15 protein-coding genes and 2 pseudogenes are annotated in these 23,328 nt (G+C 62.4%); 10 read left to right on the plus strand and 7 right to left on the minus strand.

The features are described from left to right. Positions 1 to 503: 503 nt before the first annotated feature. A complete protein-coding gene (locus tag OC605_RS10280) occupies positions 504 to 1,133 on the minus strand; it encodes a glutathione S-transferase family protein (RefSeq protein ID WP_262136890.1) in 630 nt (209 codons plus the stop codon). Positions 1,134 to 1,418: 285 nt separating this feature from the next. Between OC605_RS10280 and OC605_RS10285 the strand changes: the two genes are divergently transcribed. Both OC605_RS10285 and OC605_RS10290 read left to right on the plus strand, forming a co-directional pair. Next, positions 1,419 to 3,470 (plus strand): pyridoxamine 5'-phosphate oxidase family protein, encoded by a 2,052-nt coding sequence (locus tag OC605_RS10285; protein ID WP_262136892.1) that lies wholly within the window; start codon positions 1,419 to 1,421, stop codon positions 3,468 to 3,470. Between the two features lie 18 nt (positions 3,471 to 3,488). Then, entirely contained in the window at positions 3,489 to 3,701 is a 213-nt protein-coding gene (locus OC605_RS10290) for a hypothetical protein (protein ID WP_130902660.1), read from the plus strand. On the opposite strand, the gene gabP is transcribed toward OC605_RS10290, so the two are convergent. Together gabP and OC605_RS10300 are read right to left on the minus strand one after the other, a co-directional pair. After that, the gene (gabP, locus tag OC605_RS10295) at positions 3,698 to 5,104 is read right to left on the minus strand and encodes a GABA permease (RefSeq protein WP_071172494.1); all 1,407 of its coding nucleotides are present in this window, start codon (positions 5,102 to 5,104) and stop codon (positions 3,698 to 3,700) included. The two genes, OC605_RS10290 and gabP, sit on opposite strands and share 4 nt — an antisense overlap. Before the next feature lie 235 nt (positions 5,105 to 5,339). Further along, on the minus strand, positions 5,340 to 7,466 hold the full coding sequence (locus tag OC605_RS10300) for a TonB-dependent siderophore receptor (RefSeq protein WP_262136895.1): 2,127 nt from the start codon (positions 7,464 to 7,466) through the stop codon (positions 5,340 to 5,342). 266 nt (positions 7,467 to 7,732) lie between these two features. Between OC605_RS10300 and paoC the strand changes: the two are divergent. Both paoC and OC605_RS10310 read left to right on the plus strand, forming a co-directional pair. After that, positions 7,733 to 9,941 (plus strand): annotated as a pseudogene (paoC, locus tag OC605_RS10305) (aldehyde oxidoreductase molybdenum-binding subunit PaoC). 25 nt (positions 9,942 to 9,966) lie between these two features. Then, positions 9,967 to 10,299, plus strand: a complete 333-nt coding sequence (locus OC605_RS10310) for a hypothetical protein (protein WP_262136896.1) — start codon at positions 9,967 to 9,969, stop codon at positions 10,297 to 10,299. Between the two features lie 560 nt (positions 10,300 to 10,859). Here the strand turns inward: OC605_RS10310 and OC605_RS10315 are convergent. Further along, positions 10,860 to 11,444 carry a TetR/AcrR family transcriptional regulator gene (locus OC605_RS10315; RefSeq protein ID WP_256809839.1) on the minus strand — a complete coding sequence of 195 codons (585 nt, stop codon included), beginning with the start codon at positions 11,442 to 11,444 and terminating at the stop codon, positions 10,860 to 10,862. Positions 11,445 to 11,656: 212 nt separating this feature from the next. Here OC605_RS10315 and OC605_RS10320 point away from each other — a divergent pair, with 212 nt between their 5' ends. The 3 genes and pseudogenes from OC605_RS10320 to OC605_RS10330 all read left to right on the plus strand — a co-directional run bounded on the left by OC605_RS10320 (position 11,657) and on the right by OC605_RS10330 (position 15,200). Beyond that, entirely contained in the window at positions 11,657 to 12,334 is a 678-nt protein-coding gene (locus OC605_RS10320; protein ID WP_071172499.1) for a type 1 glutamine amidotransferase domain-containing protein, read from the plus strand. A 102-nt stretch (positions 12,335 to 12,436) separates the two neighbouring features. After that, a complete protein-coding gene (locus OC605_RS10325; RefSeq protein ID WP_262136900.1) occupies positions 12,437 to 13,558 on the plus strand; it encodes an alkene reductase in 1,122 nt (373 codons plus the stop codon). Positions 13,559 to 13,753: 195 nt separating this feature from the next. Next, a pseudogene (locus tag OC605_RS10330) lies at positions 13,754 to 15,200 on the plus strand (cryptochrome/photolyase family protein). A gap of 6 nt (positions 15,201 to 15,206) precedes the next feature. Here OC605_RS10330 and OC605_RS10335 read toward each other — a convergent pair. The 3 genes from OC605_RS10335 to OC605_RS10345 all read right to left on the minus strand — a co-directional run bounded on the left by OC605_RS10335 (position 15,207) and on the right by OC605_RS10345 (position 19,039). Beyond that, positions 15,207 to 16,709 (minus strand): sensor domain-containing diguanylate cyclase, encoded by a 1,503-nt coding sequence (locus OC605_RS10335; protein WP_262136902.1) that lies wholly within the window; start codon positions 16,707 to 16,709, stop codon positions 15,207 to 15,209. A 130-nt stretch (positions 16,710 to 16,839) separates the two neighbouring features. Next, positions 16,840 to 17,745, minus strand: coding sequence for a LysR family transcriptional regulator (locus tag OC605_RS10340; RefSeq protein ID WP_262136903.1), 906 nt, complete (start codon positions 17,743 to 17,745; stop codon positions 16,840 to 16,842). A 94-nt stretch (positions 17,746 to 17,839) separates the two neighbouring features. Further along, entirely contained in the window at positions 17,840 to 19,039 is a 1,200-nt protein-coding gene (locus tag OC605_RS10345) for an MFS transporter (RefSeq protein ID WP_076562840.1), read from the minus strand. A 12-nt stretch (positions 19,040 to 19,051) separates the two neighbouring features. Here OC605_RS10345 and OC605_RS10350 point away from each other — a divergent pair, with 12 nt between their 5' ends. Genes OC605_RS10350 through OC605_RS10360 form a run of 3 tightly spaced genes read left to right on the plus strand, consistent with a single transcriptional unit; the run spans position 19,052 to position 23,306 of the window. Continuing rightward, positions 19,052 to 20,605 (plus strand): c-type cytochrome, encoded by a 1,554-nt coding sequence (locus OC605_RS10350; protein WP_410055986.1) that lies wholly within the window; start codon positions 19,052 to 19,054, stop codon positions 20,603 to 20,605. Further along, positions 20,602 to 21,075, plus strand: coding sequence for a (2Fe-2S)-binding protein (locus tag OC605_RS10355; RefSeq protein WP_206422136.1), 474 nt, complete (start codon positions 20,602 to 20,604; stop codon positions 21,073 to 21,075). The genes OC605_RS10350 and OC605_RS10355 overlap by 4 nt, the downstream gene beginning before the upstream one ends. Then, entirely contained in the window at positions 21,072 to 23,306 is a 2,235-nt protein-coding gene (locus tag OC605_RS10360; RefSeq protein ID WP_262136907.1) for a xanthine dehydrogenase family protein molybdopterin-binding subunit, read from the plus strand. Before OC605_RS10355 ends, OC605_RS10360 begins: the two co-directional genes overlap by 4 nt. The last annotated feature ends 22 nt before the right edge of the window (positions 23,307 to 23,328 follow it).

The raw sequence follows: 23,328 nt of genomic DNA on the forward strand, positions 1-23,328 counted from the left end.
CAACATCATCGTTGAATGACACACCGCTTTCGCGAGCAGGCTCGCTCCCACAGGGGTTGGTGTACACAGTTAAATTTGGGCAATGCTTCAACTCCCGCCAGTACGCCCGCACATTCGGATATTCCTCGAGCGAGACAGTGTCTTCCATTGCATGGATGGGACGGCTGACGCCAAACCCGTGGGAGCGAGCCTGCTCGCGAAGGCATTCTGTCAGTCAACATCATCGTTGAATGACACACCGCTTTCGCGAGCAGGCTCGCTCCCACAGGGGTTGGTGTACACAGTTAAATTTGGGCAATGCTTCAACTCCCGCCAGTACGCCCGCACATTCGGATATTCCTCCAGCGATACATTTTCTTCCAATGCATGGACGGCATAGCTGACGCCAAACCCGTGGGAGCGAGCCTGCTCGCGAAGGCTTTCTGTCAGTCAACATCACCGTTGCATGACACACCGCTTTCGCAAGCAGGCTCGCTCCCACAGGGGATGTGCATCGTTGTGAATCAAGCGCTTTGCAGGCCCACCGCTGTACGCTGCATGCCGACGAATTTCGGCAGCGCCTCGACCCGCGCAAGCCATGCCCGCACATTTGGATATTCTTCCAGCGAGACATTGCCTTCCGGTGCGTGGGCGACGTAAGTGTAGGCGGCCACATCGGCAACGGTTGCCTTGTCGCCGGCAAGGAATGCGCTGTTGGCCAACTCGTCTTCCATCACTTGCAATAAAGCGTGGGAACGCTTGATCGCATCAGCCGCGTCGTAACCGGCGCCGAACACCGTGATCAAGCGCGCCGTGGCCGGGCCGGAGCTGATCTGCCCGGCGGCCACCGATAACCAGCGCTGCACCTTGGCTTGCTCGACCGGATCGTTCGGCAGCCACTGGCCGTTGCCGTATTTGCTCGCCAGATAAACCAGAATGCCGTTGGAATCCGCGAGCACCGTGCCGTTGTCATCAATCACCGGCACCTGACCGAAACGGTTGAGGGCGAGGAATTCAGGGGTTTTGTGTGCGCCCTTCATCAGGTCGACGAACACCAGTTCGGTCGGCACATCCAGCAGGGACAACATCAACTCGACGCGATGCGAGTGGCCGGACAACGGATGGCGGTACAGTTTGACGGCTGACTGGGACATGACGTGCTCCTGGATTATTTGAGGTCGACCCGCTGATCGTGTCGATGGGGCTCATCCTGCTCCCCTGCCGCAAATCGCGGAATCCTCAGCAAATACAATCGAGCATTTCAGCCAGTGAAATAATCACCCGCCTCCTTAGGCGCGCGCAGGGATCATTTCACCGAGTGAAACAGTGGATTGCAGTTTCTGACCATTCCCTCGCAACCGGCCGAGGGCGAACATGAGCCCACTTGAGCTTCAGCCCCTGGCGGCTCACCGGCCCGTTTGCACCCGAGGAGAATCGAAATGGACACAGCGTCGAAACCGCAGCCCTCGCCCTGGCACGAAGGTGAGCTGACCCTGCAACGTGCCGTCGGCGCGGTGGAGATGATGGTCGGTGTCGGTCAGCGGCAACTGGCCCGCGACTGGATGCCGGACCAGCACCGCGAGTTCTATGCGCAACTGCCCTTCGTCGTACTCGGCGCTGTCGATGGCCAGGGCGACCCGTGGGCAACGCTGCGCACCGGTCAACCGGGGTTCATGGATTCGCCGTCGCCGCAGGTGCTGAAGATCAAACTCGACGCCCAGCCCAATGACCCGGCCAATCAAGGCCTGCAGCCCGGCGACGCGATCGGCATGCTCGGCATCGAGCTGCACACCCGTCGGCGCAATCGCATGAACGGCAATATCAGCCGCCGCAAGGACGACAGCCTCGAGATCAGCGTGACCCAGGCTTACGGCAACTGCCCGCGCTATATCAACCTGCGCCATTACGCCTTCGTCGATGAGACCACCGACAACGCGCTCGACTTGCCGGTCAGCGAACCCTTGGTGCGCGACATGATCACCGCCGCCGACTCGTTCTACGTGGCCACTTATGTGGTGCGCGACGGTGAGCGCCAAGTCGATGTGTCCCATCGCGGCGGCAAATCCGGCTTCGTGCACATGGACGAAGACGGCACCCTGACCATCCCGGATTTCTCCGGCAATCTGTTCTTCAACACCTTGGGCAACATTCTGCTCAACCCGCGCGCCGGGCTGACCTTTATCGATTTCGAAAGCGGCGATCTGTTGCAGATGACCGGCAGCGCAGAAGTGCTGCTCGACGATCCGCAGATCGCCGCGTTCCAGGGCGCCGAGCGCCTGTGGCGCTTCAAGCCGCAGCGCATCGTTTACCGTCAGGCCGCGCTGCCACTGCGCTGGGCCGAGCAGCCGGAAGGCGATTCGCCCAATTCGCAAATGACCGGCAGCTGGGAACAGACCCGCGAGCGTTTGCAGGCCGAGGCGCTGCGCAATCAATGGCGCGCGCTGCACGTCACGCGGGTGGTCGATGAGAGTCCGCAGATCCGCTCCTTTTACCTGCAAGCCAACGACGGCTTCGGCCTGCCGCGCTTCGAACCGGGCCAGCACTTGCCGATCAAGGTCTTGCTCGACGGTCAGGATGCCGCGTCGATCCGCACCTACAGCGTGTCCAGCGCGCCGTCGGACGAGTTTCTGCGCATCAGCGTCAAACGCGATGGCTCGGTATCCTCGCATCTGCATGATCGGGTTCAGGCATTGGACTTGATCGAAGCCCGCGCGCCGCAAGGCGACTTCACCGTCGACGCCACCGAACGCCGGCCACTGGTGCTGTTGGCCGCAGGGGTTGGGGTGACGCCGTTGCTGTCGATGCTGCGCGAGGTGGTCTATCAGGGCAAACGTATCAGCCGCATGCGCCCGACCTGGGTGGTGCAAAGCAGTCGCACGGTCGAGGATCTGGCCTTTCGCGAAGAAATCGATGCCTTGGCTGCGCGCGCCGGTGACAAGGTCAAGGTGCTGCGCGTGGTCAGCCAGCCGCCGCTGGAAGCAACAGCGCAGGGTTACGATCACGCCGGGCGCATCGACATCGCCTTGCTGAAGAGCCAGCTGCCGCTGGATGACTACGATTTCTACCTGTGCGGCCCGGGCAGCTTCACTCAGGCGCTGTACGACGGCTTGCGCAAAATGCGTATTCCCGATGATCGCATCCACGCCGAAACCTTCGGCCCGTCGACGCTGATCCGCGATGTCGAAATCAGTACCCCGGCGCCGCCGCAAGTGCCGGTCGCGGAAGAGCCGGTGAAGGTGTTGTTTGCCACGTCCGGCAAGGAAGCACGCTGGGAACCGGGCAGCGGCACCTTGCTGGAACTGGCCGAGGCACGTGGCTTGAATCCGGAGTTCAGCTGTCGCGGCGGCTCGTGCGGCACCTGCAAAACCCGCCTTACCAGCGGTCAGGTGCATTACCTCACCCCGCCGGCCATGCGCCTGGCGGACGACGAAGTGCTGATCTGCTGCGCCGCCCCGGCGCAGGGCAGCGAAACCCTGGTGCTGGACGTTTGAATGTTGAGGAGGTGCGCCATGAAGCCGTATGCAGAAACCAACGTGGTTTGGCCGCAAGAGAAAACCGGACTGTCCGCCAGTGAATGCGAACGCAGTTTTTTACTGCCGCAACTGATGGGTTCACTCGCCGGTGAAACCTGCGCGTTGACGGGCTCATTCAATCAACGTGAGCATCTGCCTTCGAGCCCGAACGGCTGGTTTTCCCGTGGGCTCAAGGCGTTGTTTGCTTAGGCTTTGCTAACAGCCGCCACCCTGCCCGCCGGCCGGTGCTGGCGGCTGGTGACCAGGCCAATGAACGAGATCAGCAGCGCCAGGCCAATGGTCGAAGTCACTTCCAGGCGATGTTCTGGGGTGATCATCATCACCGCCAAAGCCGCGCAGATAAAGGCGATAACCAGCCAGGTGAGCCAGGGAAACAGCCACATGCGCAAGGTCATTTCGACCTTTTCCCGTTCCAGTCGGCGGCGCATGCGCAACTGCGAAATGGCGATCACCAGATACACCAGCAAGGCAATTGCGCCGGAGCTGGCGAGCAGGAACTGGAACAGCCCGGCCGGCATGAAATAGCTGAGTAACGTCACACCCGCGCCGATCACCGTGCTGGCAATGACCGCCGCGCGTGGCACGCCAGCCGCCGAAGTCACCTTCAATGCCGGCGGCGCATCGCCGCGTCGGCCCAGCGAATAGAGCATGCGCGAGGAAATGTAGATCGACGAGTTCATGCAACTGGCCACCGCGATCAACACCACAACGTCGACGAGAAATTTGGCGTTGGGGATGTTCATCAGTTCCAGTGCGCGCTGGTAGGAACCGACCGAGGCAAGTTGCGGGTCGTTCCATGGCACCACGGAAATCACCACGAAGATCGACAGCAGATAGAAAATGCCGATGCGCCAGATCACCGAGCGCGTGGCCTTGGCGATGTTCTGCGCCGGATTGTTCGATTCTGCAGCGGCGATAGTCACCGCTTCGGTGCCGATGAAACTGAACATGATGGTGATGAACGCGCCGACCACCGCCGACATGCCGTTGGGCGCAAAGCCGCCGTGCTCGGCCATCAGCGTGCTCAAGCCACTGGCTTCACGCTCGGGAATCCAGCCCATCAGCACCGCAAAACCCAGGCCGATGAAACCGATGATCGCGATGACCTTGGCCATGGCGAACCAGAATTCGAACTCGCCGTATTTCGACACGCTGAACAGGTTGGTAATCACCAGCAGGACGATCGACAGCAAGGCGAACAACCACGCATCGACCTGGGGAAACCACTGATTGAGCACGTGCCCGGCGGCCAAGGCTTCGATGGGAATTACCAGCACCCAGAACCACCAGTAGAGCCAGCCGATGGTGAACCCGGCCCAGCGGCCAATGGCTTGATCGGCGTAGGTGGAAAACGAGCCGGTGTCGGGATGCGCCACGGCCATTTCGCCGAGCATGCGCATGACCAGCACGACCAGCAGACCGGAGAACAGATAAGCGAGCAGCACCGCAGGTCCTGCGGCGGCGATGGCGTGGCCTGAGCCAACGAAAAGTCCTGCGCCGATGATGCCGGCAATGGAAAGCATGGTGACGTGACGCGGTTTGAAACCTTGCGCCAACTGACCGTTGGAGTCCTTGGGGTTCAGGCTAGTCATGGGTTCTTATTGTTCTCATGATCGACGTTTGGGCCACTGACTGAGCGTCAGGCGATCATCATTTCCGGTGTCGGCATCAGGCGAAAGCTGCGACGCAGACGCTTTGCCGACGAAATGATGCTTCACCTTACGTGGCCCGACCGCCGCGCAACTAGCCTGAGTGCGGCATGCCGATGTCTGATTTCGACATGCCACTCTCAGGCCAGCATGGGTCGGCGGCAACCGCTGCGGAGATTTACAGCGTGTAGGAAATCCCCACCTGCACGGTTCGCGGCGCGCCCGGGTAGGCGTAGACGTTGCCGAAGGCGCCTTCTTCGTAGTCGCGATCGAAGATGTTTTTCACATCGAGATTGAGCCGCACCTTGTCGTTGATCTTGTAGAAGCTCAGCAGGTCGACCACGGTGTAACTGCCCATGGAAAACGCGGTGTTGGACGTCTGCCCGGCGCGCTCGTCGACGTATTTCAGGCCGGTGCCAAGGCCAAGGCCTTTGAGCGTGCCGTCCTGGAACTCGTACATGTTAAGCAGGCTGAAGCTGTTCTTCGGTATGTTCAGCAGGCGCGTGCCGGAGCGCAGCGTGTTGTCCTTGGTCACCTCGGCGTCAACGTAAGCGTAACCGCCGACCACTCGCCACTCGGGGGTGAGATTGCCGGTGACATTGACGTCGAAACCACGGCTGCGTACTTCACCGGCGGCGACGCTGAAGGTCGAATCCACAGGATCGGTGGTCAGCACGTTGCGTTTTTCGATCTGGTAGATCGCTGCGTCGACGCTCAACTGCTGATCCAGCGCTTCCCACTTCACGCCCATCTCGTAGGACTTGCCTTTTTCCGGAGCGAAGCCGCCGCCTTCGCGGCTGGCGCCGGTGTTGGGCTTGAACGAGCGCGCGGTGTTGGCGTACACCGCCAGGGTTTCGGTCAAATCGTAGGTCACGCCGATACGCGGGGTGACCGCGTTGTCGCTGGCCTGCCAGCTCTTCCCGCCGGGCACGTAGGTTTCGTAATCGTGCTCGAAGCGCTCGAAACGTGCGCCGGCCAGCACTTTCAGTTTGTCGGTCAGGGCGACCTGATCCTGCACGAACGCGGCGTAGGTCTTGAGGTTCTCTTTATCGTGGGTCGGTGTGCGGGTCAGCGCCGGGCGTGGCTGGCCGTAAACCGGATTGAAGATGTCGATCGGGTAGGCACTGACCGCGCCGCTGGAGCGCTGGATGATCGACTTGTAATCGTAATCTTCGTACTCGATGCCGGTGAGCAAGGTGTGCTGCAGACCGCCAGTGTCGAAATGCCCGGTGAGGTTGAGCTGGGTGTCCTTGTCGGTCCATTCCAGCTTGCGGTAGTTGAAGTTGCGTCCCAGCGTGCGGCCGTCAGCGGCAATGCCGTTGGCCTCGATCGCGTTGCCCTGGAGCGAGCCGTCTAGCCACTGGAAACCACCGCCCAGGGTCCAGTCGTCGTTGAGCATGTGTTCGAAACGCAGTTGCGCCATGTTGTTGTCGTTGTGCAGCTTGCCGACGTCCTTCTCGCCAAAGAAGGTATCGCGCGAGGCGGTGCCGATCTGCGCCGGGTAGCGGGTCACGCCACGATCGAGCGGCGCGTTGTTGCGCATGAAATCGCCTTCGAAAATCAGCTTGGTCGCGTCGGTGGCCTGCCAGGTCAGCACCGGCGTAATGCCGTAGCGCTCGGTCTCGACATGATCGCGGAAGGTGTCGCCGCCCTCGCCCACCACATTCAAGCGATAGGCCAGACGCCCTTCTTCATCCAGCGGCCCGGAAGCGTCGAGGGTGCCGCGCTTCATGCCTTGGTCGTTCAATTGGCTGCCCAGAGTGACGGTGCGCTCGGGCAACGGCTGTTTCGACACCACGTTGAAGGTACCGCCGGGATCGCCACGGCCATAGAGCATGGTCGCCGGACCGCGCAGCACTTCCAGACGCTCGATGGTATTGGCGTCGGGCATGTTCGGGTAGCCACGGTTGATCGGGAAACCGTTGCGGTAGAACTCACCCGTGGTGAAGCCGCGCACGGTGAACGTGGTCAGGCCCTGCCCACCGAAATTGTTCGCCCGACCCACGCCGCCAGCGTAATCCAGCGCATCCTGCAAACGCGTGGCGCCGAGGTCTTCGACGGCATCCTTGGTGACCACACTGATCGACTGCGGGGTTTCATGAATCGAAGTGTCGGTGCGCGTGGCGCTGGCCGAACGCGTCGCGCGGTAGCCTTGAACCGGGCCGTCTGCCCGTTCGTAATCCGCTGTGCCGACCACATCGGTGGCTTCCAGCTCAAGCGTTGAAGAAGTCGGTTCGGCTGACTCAGCCCACGAGGAAGAAGACAACGCCTGCAGCACACAAATGGAAAGCAGAGTTCGACGCATGAGGTGAAAACCTTTACGAATAGGCCAGAACGAAGGGCAAAACCGCCAATGAAAACGCGGCGCATGGTATACGGTCGCATTAGTAATTGAAACGTATTCTTATTTGTCATGTTGATCAGGATTGGTGAGCGGGATTCATCACTCCATCCTGAAACCGCGCATTATCAGCAGCGCGTCGATGGCCTAGGCTCGTAGAGATCCGACGTCAATCGATGGCTGCGCCGCGCTACGTGGGCGCCGCCAGCCTGTCTGAAAGGAATTTGCAGATGAAATTCGACACCCCGGCCGGCTCCAATTCGATCGACCAGCTGAACGTCATCGGCCAACCTGCCGACCGCATCGACGGCAAGCTGAAAACCACCGGCACCGCCCCCTACGCCTACGAGCAAAACGCAGCGGTGCCGGACGCCGCCTATGGCTATATCGTCGGCGCCGGGATCGGCAAGGGGCGCATTGCCTCGATCGATTCGACGCAAGCGCGGGAGGCGTCCGGGGTGATTGCCATCGTCACTTACGAAAACGCCGGGCCATTGGCCAAAGGCGAGTTTTACGTAGCCAGAGCCTTGGCCGGGCCGCAGGTCGATCACTATCACCAGGCCGTGGCGATTGTCGTCGCGGACACCTTTGAACAGGCCCGCGCGGCCGCCGGCTTGCTCGACATCCGCTACGTGGCCGAACCAGGTTCCTTCGATCTGGCGGCGGCGAAAGACTCCGCTACCCCACCGCCACCGGCCGGCTTCGGCCCGCCGCCGCAGACCAGCGTCGGTGACTTCGAAGGCGCCTTCAACGCTGCGCCCGTGCAAATCGATCAGCACTACAGCACGCCTGACCAGGCCCACGCGATGATGGAACCGCACGCAACCATTGCCCGCTGGAGTGGCACGCAGTTGACCTTGTGGACATCGATCCAACAGATCAACTGGGGCGTGCGCGATCTGGCGAAAACCCTCGGCATCGCCAAGGAAGATGTGCGCCTGATCTCGCCGTATATCGGCGGGGGTTTCGGCGGTAAGGGCACGATTCTTTGCGACGCAGTGTTGGCATCCCTGGCCGCTCGACATGCCGGGCGACCGGTGAAAGTCGCGCTGCCGCGGCCGCTGATGTTCAACAACCTGACCCATCGTCCGGCGACGCTTCAGCGCCTGCGCATCGGTGCCAACCGTGACGGCGTGATCACGGCGATCGGCCACGAGAGCTGGTCGGGCAATCTGCGCGGCGGACGCGCCGAAGCGGCTACCGCGTCAACCCGCTTGCTTTACGCCGGGGCCAATCGCATGACCCGTTTGAATCTCGCCGTGCTCGATCTCGCCGAGGGTTCGGCGATGCGCGCGCCGGGCGAGGCACCGGGGATGATGGCGCTGGAAATCGCCATGGATGAACTGGCGGAAAAGCTGCAGATGGATCCGCTGCAGTTGCGCATCCTCAACGATTCGCAGGTCGATCCGGAGCAACCGTCGCGGCCGTTCTCCAAACGGCAGTTGGTGGAATGCCTGAACACTGGGGCCGAACGCTTTGGCTGGCGTCAGCGCAACCCTCAACCCGGTCAGCGCCGTGGGGGCGGTTGGCGGGTCGGCATCGGGCTGGCCTCGGCGATTCGCGGCGCACCGACGACCGCTTCGGCGGCGCGGGTGCGTCTCGATCGTCAAGGCGTCATCACCGTGGAAACCGACATGACCGACATCGGCACCGGCAGTTACACCATCATCGCCCAGACCGCTGCCGAAATGATGGGCGTGCCGCTGGACCGTGTCGTCGTGCACTTGGGCGATTCGCGGTTTCCGGAATCGTCGGGCTCCGGCGGCCAGTGGGGCGCCGCCTCCTCCACTGCCGGCGTATATGCCGCGTGCGTGAAACTGCGTGAAGCCGCCGCTCACGCCGTCGGGTTTGACCCGCAGCAAGCCGAGTTTGTCGACGGGCAAATTCGCGCAGGCTCGCAGCGGGTTGGCTTGGCTCAGGCCGCAGCCAATGGCGAGCTGGCGGGGGGGGACCGCATGGAATACGGCGACCTTGCCCAGCGCTTCGCCCAGCAGACCTTCGGCGCGCATTTCGCCGAGGTCGCGGTCAATGCGGCGACCTCGGCGAAATGCGCGCCGGCAACTTGCCGTGTGCGCCGCCGGGCGCATCCTCAACCCGAAAACCGCGCGCAGCCAGATCATCGGCGGCATGACCATGGGCGCTGGTGCGGCATTGATGGAAGAGCTGGCGGTGGATCATCGAATCGGCTTTTTCGTCAATCACGATCTGGCCGGATACGAGGTGCCGGTGCACGCCGACATTCCCCATCAGGAAGTGATCTTTCTCGATGAAGTCGACCCGTATGCCACCCCGTTGAAGGCCAAAGGCGTTGGCGAGCTGGGTATCAGCGGCGCCGCGGCGGCCATCGCCAACGCGATCTATAACGCCTGTGGCGTACGGGTGCGCGATTATCCGATTACGCTGGATAAACTCATCGGCGAGTTGTCCTACCCGGTCTGAGACTGGATCACGCAGGATATCGCCCATGTACCCCACCACCCCCGATGGCCGCTATTTTGTGGTCAAGCAACAGCTGTGGCGTTGCAGCAATCCATCACTGCCAGCCGCCAAGCGTGAGACGTTTGTAGCCGAACTCATGTCAGCGCGACGTGCGGTCAAAGAGGCGAAGCGTGCGGAGGATGCACAGGCGTTGAAGTCAGCCAGAGCTCGGGTGGATGCGGCCAAAGTCGCCTTGGGTGAGCGCGGGCCGGTGTGGTGGGATGACGGCAGCCCGGATTACAACCGATTCAAAGTGAGCAATACACCGTATGCGCAGTGGTTTGCCCAACTGCCGGACAAGAACGGCGGACCTGCCTGAGTTTCGAATGGCCTGCTGATCTCCAATCCCACCAATCAACACAGATCTCCTGTGGGAGCGAGCCTGCTCGCGAAGGCGTTGGGTCAGGCAATGAAGATGTTGAATGTGCCGCGGTCTTCGCGAGCAGGCTCGCTCCCACAGGATTGGGGATTGAATGAGGATCGATGGTTCGGCCCAAAACAGTATAGGAGTGAGCCTGCTCGCGATTGCGGCGTGTCAGTTGAATAGTTCGCTGACTGATACGACGCCATCGCGAGCAGGCTCGCTCCCACACTGGGTTTTGCATGTCGCCGGGATTTGGCACACGCCGCTAAAACCTGTGGGAGCGAGCCTGCTCGCGAATGCATTGGGTCAGGCAATGAAGATGTTGAATGTGCCGCCGTCTTCGCGAGCAGGCTCGCTCCCACAGTGGATTTTGCGTGTCGCCGGGATTTGGCACACGCCGCTAAAACCTGTGGGAGCGAGCCTGCTCGCGAATGCATTGGGTCAGTTAAAGAAGATGTTGGATGTGCCGCCGTCTTCGCGAGCAGGCTCACTCCTACAGGAACCAGCGGCGAGGCTCAGACTTGCAACAACTGCCGGGTCATCGCCATCGAGGTTTCCAGCGACTGCCCGGTGCGCTGCAGTTTGTTCAGCAGACTCGCGCCGAGCCAGAGCTGATACAGCGTCTCTGCCAACTTGCGCGCATCGCCCTCGGGCAGGCTTTTGTCATTTTGGCCTTGTTCGATGCATTCGGTGATCCGCGCGACGATGCGTTCGGCGCCGTCGCGCAAGGTCAGGCGCATTGATTCGGACAGGTCGGCGACTTCGGCGCTGAGTTTCACCACCAGGCATTCATCGCCGTGGCCTTCGAGGGTGCAGCGGTTCTGCCAGCCCTGCCAGTAATCCATCAAACGCTCGAAGGCAGTCAGCCCCGGCAGCGTCAAGCGGCGCTCCATGTCGGCGAGGTAGTCGACGAAGTAATCCTCGAGCAGCGCCTGGCCATACAACTCCTTGGATTTGAAGTAGTGATAGAACGAGCCCTTGGGCACGCCGGCGGTCTGCAGGATCTCGTTGAGGCCGACGCTGGTGAAGCCCTTCTCGGCCATCATCCGGTGGCCGGTGTCGAGCAAGTGTTGGCGGGTGTCGTCAAAGGTCGGCTTCATGGTGCGCAAAATTCCAGACAATAGACCAGTCGTATAGTTTTCAGGACTGGAAGTTTGCCATAACCGACGGGCAAAAACATTTTCTGAAAAAATTACTAGACGACTGGTCTAATTGGAAACTATGCTGCGCCCCGACACACAAATTCATGCGGCACCGACAACAAGCGAATCCCTCGCCTTCTGCCGATGCCAGACCAACCCAAGGGTGCTCTATGAAAATCTTGATGGTTCTGACTTCCCACGATCAACTCGGCAACACTGGCAAGAAAACCGGTTTCTGGCTGGAAGAGTTCGCCGCGCCCTACTTTGCCTTCAAGGACGCCGGCGCCGACGTCACCCTGGTATCGCCTGCCGGCGGCCAGCCTCCGCTCGATCCGAAAAGCGATGAGCCAAGCGCGCAGACTGCCGAAACCGACCGCTTCCGCGCCGATCCGGCCGCACAACAAGCACTGGCCACTACTGGCCGTCTGGCTGATGTGAAGGCCGAAGATTTCCACGCAGTGTTCTACCCAGGTGGCCACGGCCCGCTGTGGGATCTGGCCGAAGACAAGGCCTCGATCGCGCTGATCGAAGCCTTCGACCGCGCCAACAAGCCCCACGGTTTTGTCTGCCACGCACCCGGCGTGTTGCGTCATGTGGTGCGCGCTGACGGCCAGCCAATCGTCAAGGGCCGTGATGTCACCGGCTTCACCAATGCCGAAGAAGCGGCGGTCGGCCTGACTGACGTGGTGCCGTTCCTCATCGAAGACGAGTTCCAGCGTCTCGGCGGGCGTTACTCGAAAGTCGCCGACTGGCAGGTTCACGTGGTGGGTGACGGTCAACTGGTCACCGGCCAGAACCCGGCCAGCTCCGCCGCCGTTGCCGAAAAGCTGTTGAAGATGCTCGGCTGAATCCAGCGCTCCAACCCGATCAACGCCGCGTGCGTACAGCCCGGCGTTGTTTTTTTGCCCAGTCACTAGTCGACTGGTCTAATCAGATTCAAGGCTTACTCCATGAATAACGCTTTTTTCACGCCCGCTAAATTGGGCAACCACACCCTGAAAAACCGCATCGTCCTGCCGCCTCTCACCCGCCAGCGCAGCACGCAGCCGGGCAATGTCGCCAACGAGTTGATGGCCGAGTATTACCAGCAGCGCGCCGGTGCCGGTTTGCTGGTCACCGAAGGCACGCAGATCGAACCGCGCGGCCAAGGTTATGCGTGGACGCCGGGCATTCACACGCCGGAGCAGATCGCCGGTTGGCGCAAAGTCACCGAGGCGGTGCACGCCGTGGATGGCGTGATCTTCGCCCAGCTCTGGCATGTCGGTCGGGTCTCGCACACGGCGTTGCAGCCCAATGGTGATGCGCCGGTGTCGGCCTCTGCGGTCGCCACGGATCGCGTCAGCGTGTTCATCGAAACCGCGCCCGGTGTCGGTGAACTGGTGCCGCCGTCCGCGCCGCGCGCGCTGAGCACCGATGAAGTGCAGGAACTGATTCAGCTGTACATCCAGGCCGCGCGCAACGCGATGGAGGCGGGTTTCGACGGCATCGAACTGCATTGCGCCAACGGTTATCTGGTCAACCAGTTCATCTCCGCCCACAGCAACCTGCGCACCGACCAGTACGGCGGCTCGCAGGACAATCGCTTGCGCTTCTTGCGCGAAGTGGTGGCCGGCGTCGCCGAATGCATTGGCAAGGACAAGGTCGGTGTGCGTTTCGCGCCGTTGTTCACTACCACCGATGAAGCGCGGACATACCTGGGCCTGGTCGAGGAAGATCCGCACACAACTTACATTGCGGCGATCAAGATTCTTGAAGACGTGGGCATCGCCTACCTGTCGATCGCCGAAGCCGACTGGGACAACGCGCCAGCGATGCCGCAGACCTTTCGCCAGGCCGTACGTGAAACCTTCAGCGGCGCGATCATTTATGCCGGCCGCTACACCGCCAAAACCGGCGCGCAATTGCTTGAGTCGGGGCTGGCCGATCTCGTCGCGTTTGGCCGACCGTTCATGGCCAACCCGGACCTGCCGGCGCGGATTGCCAATGACTGGCCGTTGAACCAATTGAATCCGGCGACGGTGTATGGCGGCGGTGCCGAGGGTTATATCGACTATCCGACCTACCCCGCTTAAGAACCCCACCCAAATCCCTGTGGGAGCGAGCCTGCTCGCGAAGGCGGTGTGTCAGTCAGCACTTGTATTGACTGACAGGACGCTTTCGCGAGCAGGCTCGCTCCCACAATAGGATGTCAGTTGCTGCCAAAACCTATACATAACAAACAATCTGTATAACTATTGGAGTTCGAATCGCTGACCGGATTTCGCTCCATGCCCCCTGCCCACCGCTTGCTCCTGATCCTCGGCGACCAGCTGTCTTTCGACCTGGCCTCCCTGCAGCCACTCGATCCCCAGCACGACCTGCTGCTGATGGTCGAGGTCATGGAGGAAGCGACTCACGTCGCCCATCATCCGCAAAAGATCGCCCTGATCTTCAGCGCCATGCGCCACTTTGCCGAGGCGTTGCGCGATAAAGGCTACCGCGTCCAGTACGTCACCCTCGATGACCCGGACAACAGCGGCTCAATTCCCGGCGAACTACAGCGCTGGCAAACCCTCACCGGCGCCGAAGAGATTCATATCACCGAATGCGGCGACTGGCGTCTTGAGCAGTCAATCAAAGATTCGGGCTTGCCCGTGCATTGGCACTCAGACCGCCGTTTCCTCTGCTCCCGCGAAGAGTTCTCCAATTGGGCCAGCGGCAAGAAGCAGCTGCGCATGGAGTTTTTCTACCGCGAGATGCGGCGCAAGAGTCGGCTGCTGCTCAATGGCGACGGCACGCCGGTCGGCGGTGCGTGGAATTTCGATGCGGAGAATCGCAAGGCGCTGCCCAAACACGCCAAACCGCCCTACCCGGCGCGTTTCGCCAATGACGCAATCACCCAAGAGGTGCTGGTATTGGTCGGCGAGCGCTTCGCCAGCCATTACGGCACGCTGGATGACTTCAATTACCCGGTGACCGTTCCTGTTTCACGCGCGGATCAGTGCCGCGCTGAACATCGGCCTGCTCGATTTGCGCCAGCTGTGCAGCGATGTCGAGGCGGCGTACTGGTCGGGGAGCATCGGCCTCAACGCTGCCGAAGGCTTCATTCGGCAGCTGATCGGCTGGCGTGAATACGTGCGCGGTGTGTACTGGCTGAAGATGCCGGACTACGCCGAGGGCAACGTGTTTGGCAACTCGCGTCCGCTGCCGGAGTTCTACTGGACCGGGCAGACACAGATGAACTGCATGCGCCAGGCCATCGGCCAAAGCCTGCAACATGCCTACGCCCACCACATTCAGCGGCTGATGGTCACCGGTAACTTTGCCTTGCTCGCCGGGATTGCGCCGAAGGAAATCTGTGAGTGGTATCTGGCGATCTACATGGACGCCTTCGACTGGGTCGAACTGCCCAATACCCTCGGCATGGTCATGCACGCCGATGGCGGTTATCTCGGCTCCAAGCCTTACTGCGCCAGCGGCCAGTACATCAATCGGATGTCGGATTACTGCGGCGACTGCGCCTACAAGGTCAAGGAAAGCAGCGCGGACGATGCCTGCCCGTTCAACGCGCTGTACTGGCATTTCCTCATGCGCCACGGCGATATCCTGCGCGGCAATCAGCGCATGGGCATGATGTACAAGAACCTCGACCGCATGCCGCTGGCCAAGCAGGATGCACTGTGGCAACGCGGACAAATGCTGTTGGCGAAACTGGATAACGGCGAAGCTTTCTAGTGCGCCTCAGGCCTGCCCGGCCATCCCGTTGCGCCCCGCCGCTTTCGCCCGGTACAGCGCCTGATCGGCGGTCTGGATCAACGCCGGCAGCGAATCCAGCTGCGCGCCCGTCCCCACCGCCATACCGATACTCACCGTAATCCGAGCAAACGGACTGCCCGGGTGGGCGATGTCCGCTTGCTGCAAACGCTCGAGCATCAGTTGCGCCACCACGGTCGCACCGGCGCTGTCGGTGGCCGGCATGATCACCGCCATTTCCTCGCCACCGTAGCGCGCGACCAGATCCGAGGGGCGTCGCACGCAGCCTTCAAGAATCTTGCTGACCGCTTGCAGGCAGGTATCGCCGGCGACGTGGCCCAAGGCATCGTTGAACAATTTGAAGTGGTCGATATCGATCATCAGCAAGGCCAGCGAGGTGCCGTCACGCTGCGCGCGCCGCGCTTCCACCGTCAGCGTTTCATCGAAACAGCGGCGGTTGGCCAGGCCGGTCAGCGCGTCCTTCAGCGCCAGCAATTCCAGCTGCCGATTGGACGCAAGCAACTGCTGCTGGGCATCGCGCAAGGCTTCTTCGGCCTCGGTGCGGCGGCGGATATCGAGAATCAGGAACCAGCCGATCAATCCGGTCAGCCCCAACAGTCCGATCACCACCACCGCCGACAACGCCGCTTCGATGCGCCACGCCGCCAGCGCTTCATCCTTGCCCAGGGCCACGGTGGTGATCAGCGGCAGCGTTTCGCTTTTGCGGAACGCGTACAGCCGCTCGACGCCGTCGAGGCTGGAGGTGTAGGAGGCAGTGCCGACAGAACGGTCGACGAGGTATTTGGCGTAGATCGGCGATTTGGAGAAGTTGCGGCCCATGTCCTGCTCGCGGAACGGGTAGCGCACCAGCAGCGTGCCATCGGTGTAAGACAGACCGATCGCGCCGTCCTGGCCAACGTCGAGTTTGCCGAACACGCGCAGGAAGTTTTCCACCCCCAGCGTCACCGCTACCACGCCAGCGAACTGCCCGCCGTCGTCGTTGAAGCGCCGACTGATAGTCACCACCCATTCGTGATTGGCACGGCTCTGGATCGGCGGGCCAATGAACGGCTCGCGGCTCGGGCTGTCACGGTGGTGAATGAAATAGGCGCGGTCGCTACTGTTGGCGCCCTCCGGAATCGGCCGGTTGGAGGACATCAGCCAATGCCCGTTCCGGTCATAGATGATGATGCCGCTGAGCTGGGGCATCAACGCCTGCTGGCGGTCGATCAGGCTCTGGATGCGCTGAATCTGCGCCGGGCCGTTGCCCTCGGTTTCCAGACGTTCGACCAGCCCGAGCAAGAGCAGCGAGCTTTGCCGGACGATGCCTTCGGTGTAGGTGTTGAGCGCCTGGGTCAGGTTCAGGCCATGCACGTCGACTTCCGCCAGCGCACGCTCGCGCGAAGACCAGACTTTCCAGATCGTCAGCGAAGTCAGGGAACAACCGATCACCAGCAGCAGGAGCATTACAAGGCGAGTATCACGCTTCACGTCAGTACCTTAAGGAAGTCCGGTATCCATTCCAGCCATCATTCGAACGTCGGCACTCACGGCGGCCACGTGTTCCGGGGCGCAAGCATACAAGCAGTGTGCAGCGGCTGCAGCAACAGAGTGTGCAGTGCTAAGCAGCGGGTTTGAGGATTTCCACGAGAAAATCGATGAACACGTTGATCCGGCTCGAACCACGGTGGTTGGGCAGGTACAACGCGTTGATGCAACTGCTGGCGCTGCCAGGATTGACCTCGTAGTGCTCAAGCAAGCGCGTCAGGCGCCCGGCGGTGACGTCGTCACGCACCAGCCAGTCGGCGAGCAGCGCCACACCGCCACCGCCAATCGCCGCTTCGCGCAGGATGTCGGCGTTGTTGCTTTGCAGGCGACCCGCAACGTTGAGCTGAATCGGCTCTTCGTCGCCCTGAAAGGTCCAGTGGTGATGGCTGCCGCCGTAGTCGAAGCGCAGGCACTGGTGCTCGAGCAGATCCCGCGGATGCTCCAGCACGCCGCTGCGCGCCAGATAATCCGGGCTGGCGACAATCCAACGCTGAAAGTGGCCGACGCGTTTGCTGACGATGTCCTCACTGACGACCGTCGAGCCGAGCCGCACTGAAACGTCGATCTGCTCGCTGAGCAAATCGCTGACCTGATCGCTCAGCGACAGACTGATCTCCAGCCCGGGATGGCGTTCAAGCAAGCGGCTCAGGTGCGGCGCAATCAGTCGCCGGCCAAACTCCACCGGCACGCTGATGCGCAAGCGGCCCTGGGCATCACTGCCACGATCGGCGACCACCGCGTCGGCTTCGTCGATGGCATCGAGAATCGCCACGGCCTTCTCGAAATAGGTCTGGCCGGCGACGGTCACGCTGGTGTTGCGGGTGGTGCGATTGAGCAGGCTGGCGCCCAACTCGTTTTCCAGCCCCGCCACTTGCCGTGTCACCGAAGACGTCGAAATCCCAAGCTTGCGCGCCGCTGAGGAATAGCCCCCGCAGCGCACGGTTTCAACAAACATCTTCAAGGCCAGCAACTTGTCCATAAGCGGGGTCCGGTGGTGAGGGAACGCCGCTGATTGTGCATCAGCGCTCGCCACACGTCTTGTATCGTCGTGCTTGCCGGGCCTCATCGCGACCTCAGCCATCAGCCTTGCGGCTCAGGAACAATGCCAGCGCCAATGCCGGCAACACCGCCACGGCGACGGCCGAGAGGTTCCAGCCGAAGTGTTCGTACAGCGGGCTGGCGACCAGTGAGCCGAGGGCGCCACCGACGAAGATGCTGGTCATGTACACCGCATTCAGGCGTGCGCGGCTGTGCGGGTCGAGGGCGTAGACCTCACGCTGGCCGAGGACCATGTTCAATTGCACGGCAAAGTCCAGCAGCACCGCACACACCACCAGCCATACGTAACCACTGCCCGGCAGCGCGGCGATCAACAGTGACAGCGGCGCCAGCAGCAACGCCACCAAGGTACCGCGACGACCGTGCCCGGCATCGGCCAGACGCCCGGCAATCGGCGCGGCAATCGCACCCACCGCGCCGACCAGGGCAAAGATCGCCACCTGCGCCTGGCTGAAACCATGGTGACGCATCAGCTCAATTGGCGCGAGGGTCCAGAACAGGCTGAAACTGGCGAACAGCAAACCCTGATACAGCGAACGCTGGCGCAACACAGGAAAGCGCCGGGCCAGGGCAAACACCGAACCGATCAACGCGACATAAGTGGCTTTGTGCGTCGGCACCCGGCGCGGCAATGCCACAGCGGTAATCAACGCGATCACCGCCATCAGTGCCGCCGCGCTGTAAAACACCCCGCGCCAGCCGAACACTTCAACCAACAGACTCGACAGCGGCCGCGACAGCAAAATCCCCAAGAGCAGGCCGCTCATGATATTGCCGACCACGCGCCCCCGGCTGGCTTCCGGCGCCAAATGCGCGGCCAGTGGCACGAGGATCTGCACCGCTACCGAGGTCAGGCCGATCAGCAAAGAGAGCAGCAGGAACAGCGACGGCGAATGAGTCAGGCCAGCGCACAGCAGCGTGACACTCGCAGCGAGGGTGAAGCCGACCACCAGACGACGGTTCTCCATCAGGTCAGCCAGCGGCACCAGCAGCAACAAACCCAGCGCGTAACCGAACTGCGTCAGCGAGACGATCAGGCTGGCATTGGCGCTGGACAGGCCGATCTGCGGCGCGATCAGTTCGACGATGGGCTGCGCGTAATACAGGTTGGCGACGACCGCGCCGCAGCAGAAGGCCAGAAACGCGACCATCAGGCCGGAGAGTGAAGCAGGCTGTTCGGCCGGGGCCGCAACGGCAGGGTTGCCCGTAAGCATGGTGACACCTCGTTGAGTTCGGGAAAGTTGTGCCAAGGCTACGGTCAGCCGGCGGGGGCGAGAATCCGTGCCACTGGCAACGCACTGATGCGTGGCGCGCAACGTTGCTTGTGGCGCAACGCGCTGTTGCGCGGGCCGGTGATTCTCCGCTGCAAGGGTCTTCTCTACGCTTTGGCCCTGGCGCTGACGTCCGCATCGGCGCCCTTCTCCGGCTGCTACAAGGAGCGTTTCCATGACCCGCACTGCACTCGTCCTGCCACTGTCCGCCGCGTTTTTCTGCCGACCATGAACAGCCATTTGCTCAAATCCAGAACCCTGTGGATCAGCGTCGCCGTGCTCGCGGTGCTCGGTCTGATCGTCGCCGTCGCGCTGATGTGGCGCCCGGCGATCGCACCAATCAAACGGCCGACGTCATTCGATACTGCGCAGTTGCAACGCGGCGCACGGGTGGTCGAGGCCGGCGACTGCGCGGTGTGCCATACCCGCCCCGGCGGCGAATACCTGGCCGGCGGGCTGCCGCTGGTGACGCCGTTCGGCACGCTGTACAGCACCAACATCACCCCGGATGCGCAGACCGGCATCGGCGAATGGTCACTGCCGGCCTTCGAGCGGGCGATGCGCGAAGGCATTGCCCGCGACGGCCACTTTCTCTACCCGGCGTTTCCTTACGTGCACTACCGGCGCATGAGCTCCGAAGACATCGCCGACGCCTATGCCTACTTGATGAGCGGCCCCGCCGTACACGCCCCTGCGCGGCAGAACCAGATGAATTTCCCGATGAACATCCGCCCGCTGGTGTCGTTCTGGAACCTGCTGTTTCTGCATGGCGAGCCACTGACGCCGCTGGCCGAACACAGCGCGGCATGGAATCGCGGACGCTATCTGGTCGACGGCCCGGGCCACTGCGCCGGCTGCCATTCGCCGCTGAACCTGATCGGCGCGGAGAAATCCTCGCAATACCTTCAGGGCGGCAGCGTCGATGGCTGGGAAGCGCCGGCCCTGGTCGGCCTCGGCCAACGCGCCAATCCGTGGAATCGCGAGCAATTGGTCGGCTACTTGCGCGCCGACGTGGTCGATGGCCCCGGCACACCCGCCGGCCCGATGCGCCCGGTCAGCCTGAGTCTGGCGCGCTTGCCGGCCAGTGAAGCCGAGGCGATTGCCGACTACCTGCTGAGCCTGCAAAACCCGCACGCGGTGAGCGAAATCACCGCGCAAAGGCCGCCTAGCAGTCCAGCGGATCACAGCATCGGCGCCCTGCTCTTCAGCAGCGCCTGCGCCGGATGTCACGCACCCGCCGCGCCAATGCGCGAAATCGACGGCCGCCCCGGCCTGCAAAGCACTTCGGCGCTGCAAGCGGCCAGCTCGCGCAACTTTCTCAAGACTGTGCTCGAAGGCGTGCCCGCCATTCCTGGCGCCCCCGGCCCGGTGATGCCGCCGTTCGCCGCCAGCCTCGACAACGCCCAGCTGGGCGCCCTCGCCGCGTATCTGCGCGAGCAAGCCCGCCCCGAGCAGCCATGGACCGACCTTTCTTCCACTATTGAAGCGTTACGTCAGGAGACGAAATGAGCCAGATTACTCTCACCGTCAATGGAGCCGCCCAAGCGCTTAATCTGGAACCGGACATGCCGCTGCTGTATGCGCTGCGCAATCACTTGAACCTCAACGGCGCCAAGTACGGCTGTGGCCTGGGCCAGTGCGGCGCGTGCACGGTGATTGTCGACGACCAACCGGTGTTCGCCTGCCTCACGCCGTGCGCAGGCCTTGAAGGGAAAAAAATCCGCACCGTGGAAAGCCTCGGCAGCGCAGACAAACCCGGCCCGTTGCAAGCGGCATTCATCGACAAGCAGGCCGCGCAATGCGGTTACTGCATCGCCGGCATGCTGATGCGCGCGCAGGCGTTGCTCGAACGCGATCCGCACCCGGACGAACAAACCATCCGCGAACACATGGCCGGCAATCTGTGCCGTTGCGGCACGCACTTGCGCATTATCGAGGCGATCAAACAGGTGGCTGGGCACAACGGGAGCCTGACATGAGCGAAGCAAACGGCTTGAACCCCAGCCGCCGGGCCTTCCTGCGTGGCGGCGCACTACTGATGGCTTTTACGCTGATGCCGGTAGCGCGGCGTGCCTTGGCCGACACCGAAGTCGATACTCTCGGCACCGTGGTGCTGGCCCCCGACCTGCCCGGCAGCCTGCGCACCAACCCTTACCTGGACGCGTGGATTCGCATCGGCGCCGACGGCATCACCGTGTACACCGGCAAGGTCGAACTGGGCACCGGGGTGAAAACCGCGTTGCTGCAAATTGCCGCCGAGCGTTTGCAGGTGCCGGCCAGCGCAATCAACTTGCTCACCGCCGACACCGCGCTAACGCCCAACGAAGGCTACACCGCCGGCAGCCACAGTATTTTCGACAGCGGCACCGCGCTGTACAACGCTGCCGCGCAAGTCCGGGAAATGCTCGTCGATGCCGCCGCGCGCAGTTGGCAAGTCGATGCTGCGCAACTGAGCACTCGCGACGGCATCATCGAAGGGCCGAATGGTCAGCGCATGGCATATGCCGACGCGGTCAAGCATGTCGACGTGCACCAGTACGCGAAGGCGCAATCACCGGCGATGGCGGCGGCCGACTTCAAACTGATCGGCCACAACCTCCCGCGCCTGGACATTCCGGCCAAGGTCAGCGGTGGCGCGGCATTTGTGCAGGACATGCGCTTGCCGGGCATGCTGCATGCGCGTGTCATCCGCCCGCCGCGTCCCGGCTGCACGCTTCAGGCGTTCGATGCCGCGTCCATCGAGGCGTTGAACGGCGTGGTCAAAGTGATTCGCGACGGCAACTATCTGGCCGTGGTCGCCGGTGATGAGTGGCAAGCGATCAAGGCCATGCGCGCCGGCATGGAAAGTGCCAAGTGGAGTGGTGGCGAGGCGATTCCCGAAGCCGCCGGGATTCACGATTTGCTCAAGCAATTGCCCTCCAAGCGCTATCCAATCAGCAACAACGGCAATCCCGGCGGCGCGACCGAAACGCGCTTCAAGGCGCGGGTGACCAAGCAATATTTGATGCACGGCTCGATCGGCCCGTCCTGTGCGGTGGCCTGGTTCAACGACGGCTTGCTCACGGTGTGGACCCACACTCAGGGCGTCTATCCGCTGCGTGCAGGCATCGCCGAAATGCTGCGTCTGCCGCCGGAGCGTGTGCGCTGCATTCATACCGAAGGCTCGGGTTGCTACGGCCACAACGGCGCCGATGATGCCGCCGCCGATGCCGCGCTGATCGCCATGCGCCTGCCGGGCTCGCCGGTCAGGGTGCAATGGATGCGCGAGCAGGAAAATCTCTGGGAGCCGTACAGTTCGGCGATGGTCACCGAAATCGATGCCGGCCTCAGTCAGGGCCGTTTGCAGAACTGGAACTACGAGCTGTGGACCACCCCGCACAACGAACGCATCGTCAATGCCGGGCGCCTGCTGCCGGCACGCCTGTTGGCGAAACCCTTCGCCTCGGCGCCGTCGGTGCCGATCGCTCAGCCCGAAGGTGATGGCGATCGCAACGCGGTGCCGCTGTACGAGCTGGGCGCGACGCGGATCAACATGAACTTCGTCACCACCATGCCGTTCCGCACTTCGGCCATGCGCTCGCTGGGTGCGCACATCAACATCTTCGCCATCGAGGCAGGTATTGATGAGCTGGCGATCAGGGCCGGGCTCGATCCGCTGGCGTTACGCCTGGCGCATCTGAGCGACCCACGTGCCCGGGCTGTGATTGAGCGCGTGCGTGACGAAATCGGCTGGCCCCACAAGAGCAGCGAACCCGGCGCAGGGATCGGTTTTGCCTTCGCCCGCTACAAAAACATCATGGGTTACTGCGCCCTCGCGGTGAAACTGCGGGTGCATCCGCAGACTGGCGAGATCCGTGTCGATCATGTGGTCACGGCGGTCGACGTTGGCCAGATCGTCAGCCCCGATGGCCTGCGCAATCAGGTCGAGGGCGGCATCGTCCAGTCGGCCAGCTGGACGCTCTACGAAAAAGTCGCCTACGACGCCGGCGGCATTCGCAGCTACGACTGGAGCGGCTACCCGATTCTGCGCTTTACGCAATTGCCAAAAAAAGTCGACGTGCATTTGCTTGATCAACCGGGCGAACCCTTCCTCGGTGCTGCCGAAATCGTCCAAGGGCCAATGGCAGCCGCCCTCGGCAACGCGGTCAGCAATGCCACCGGCCGGCGCTGGCTGAATCTGCCGCTGACTCGCTCGAGCCAACCCGCCTGAACCACGCCCGCGTTCATCAGCG

Origin of the sequence: Pseudomonas sp. Marseille-Q5117 (assembly GCF_946901175.1) — a bacterium.
Classification (GTDB): Bacteria; Pseudomonadota; Gammaproteobacteria; order Pseudomonadales; family Pseudomonadaceae; genus Aquipseudomonas; species Aquipseudomonas iranensis.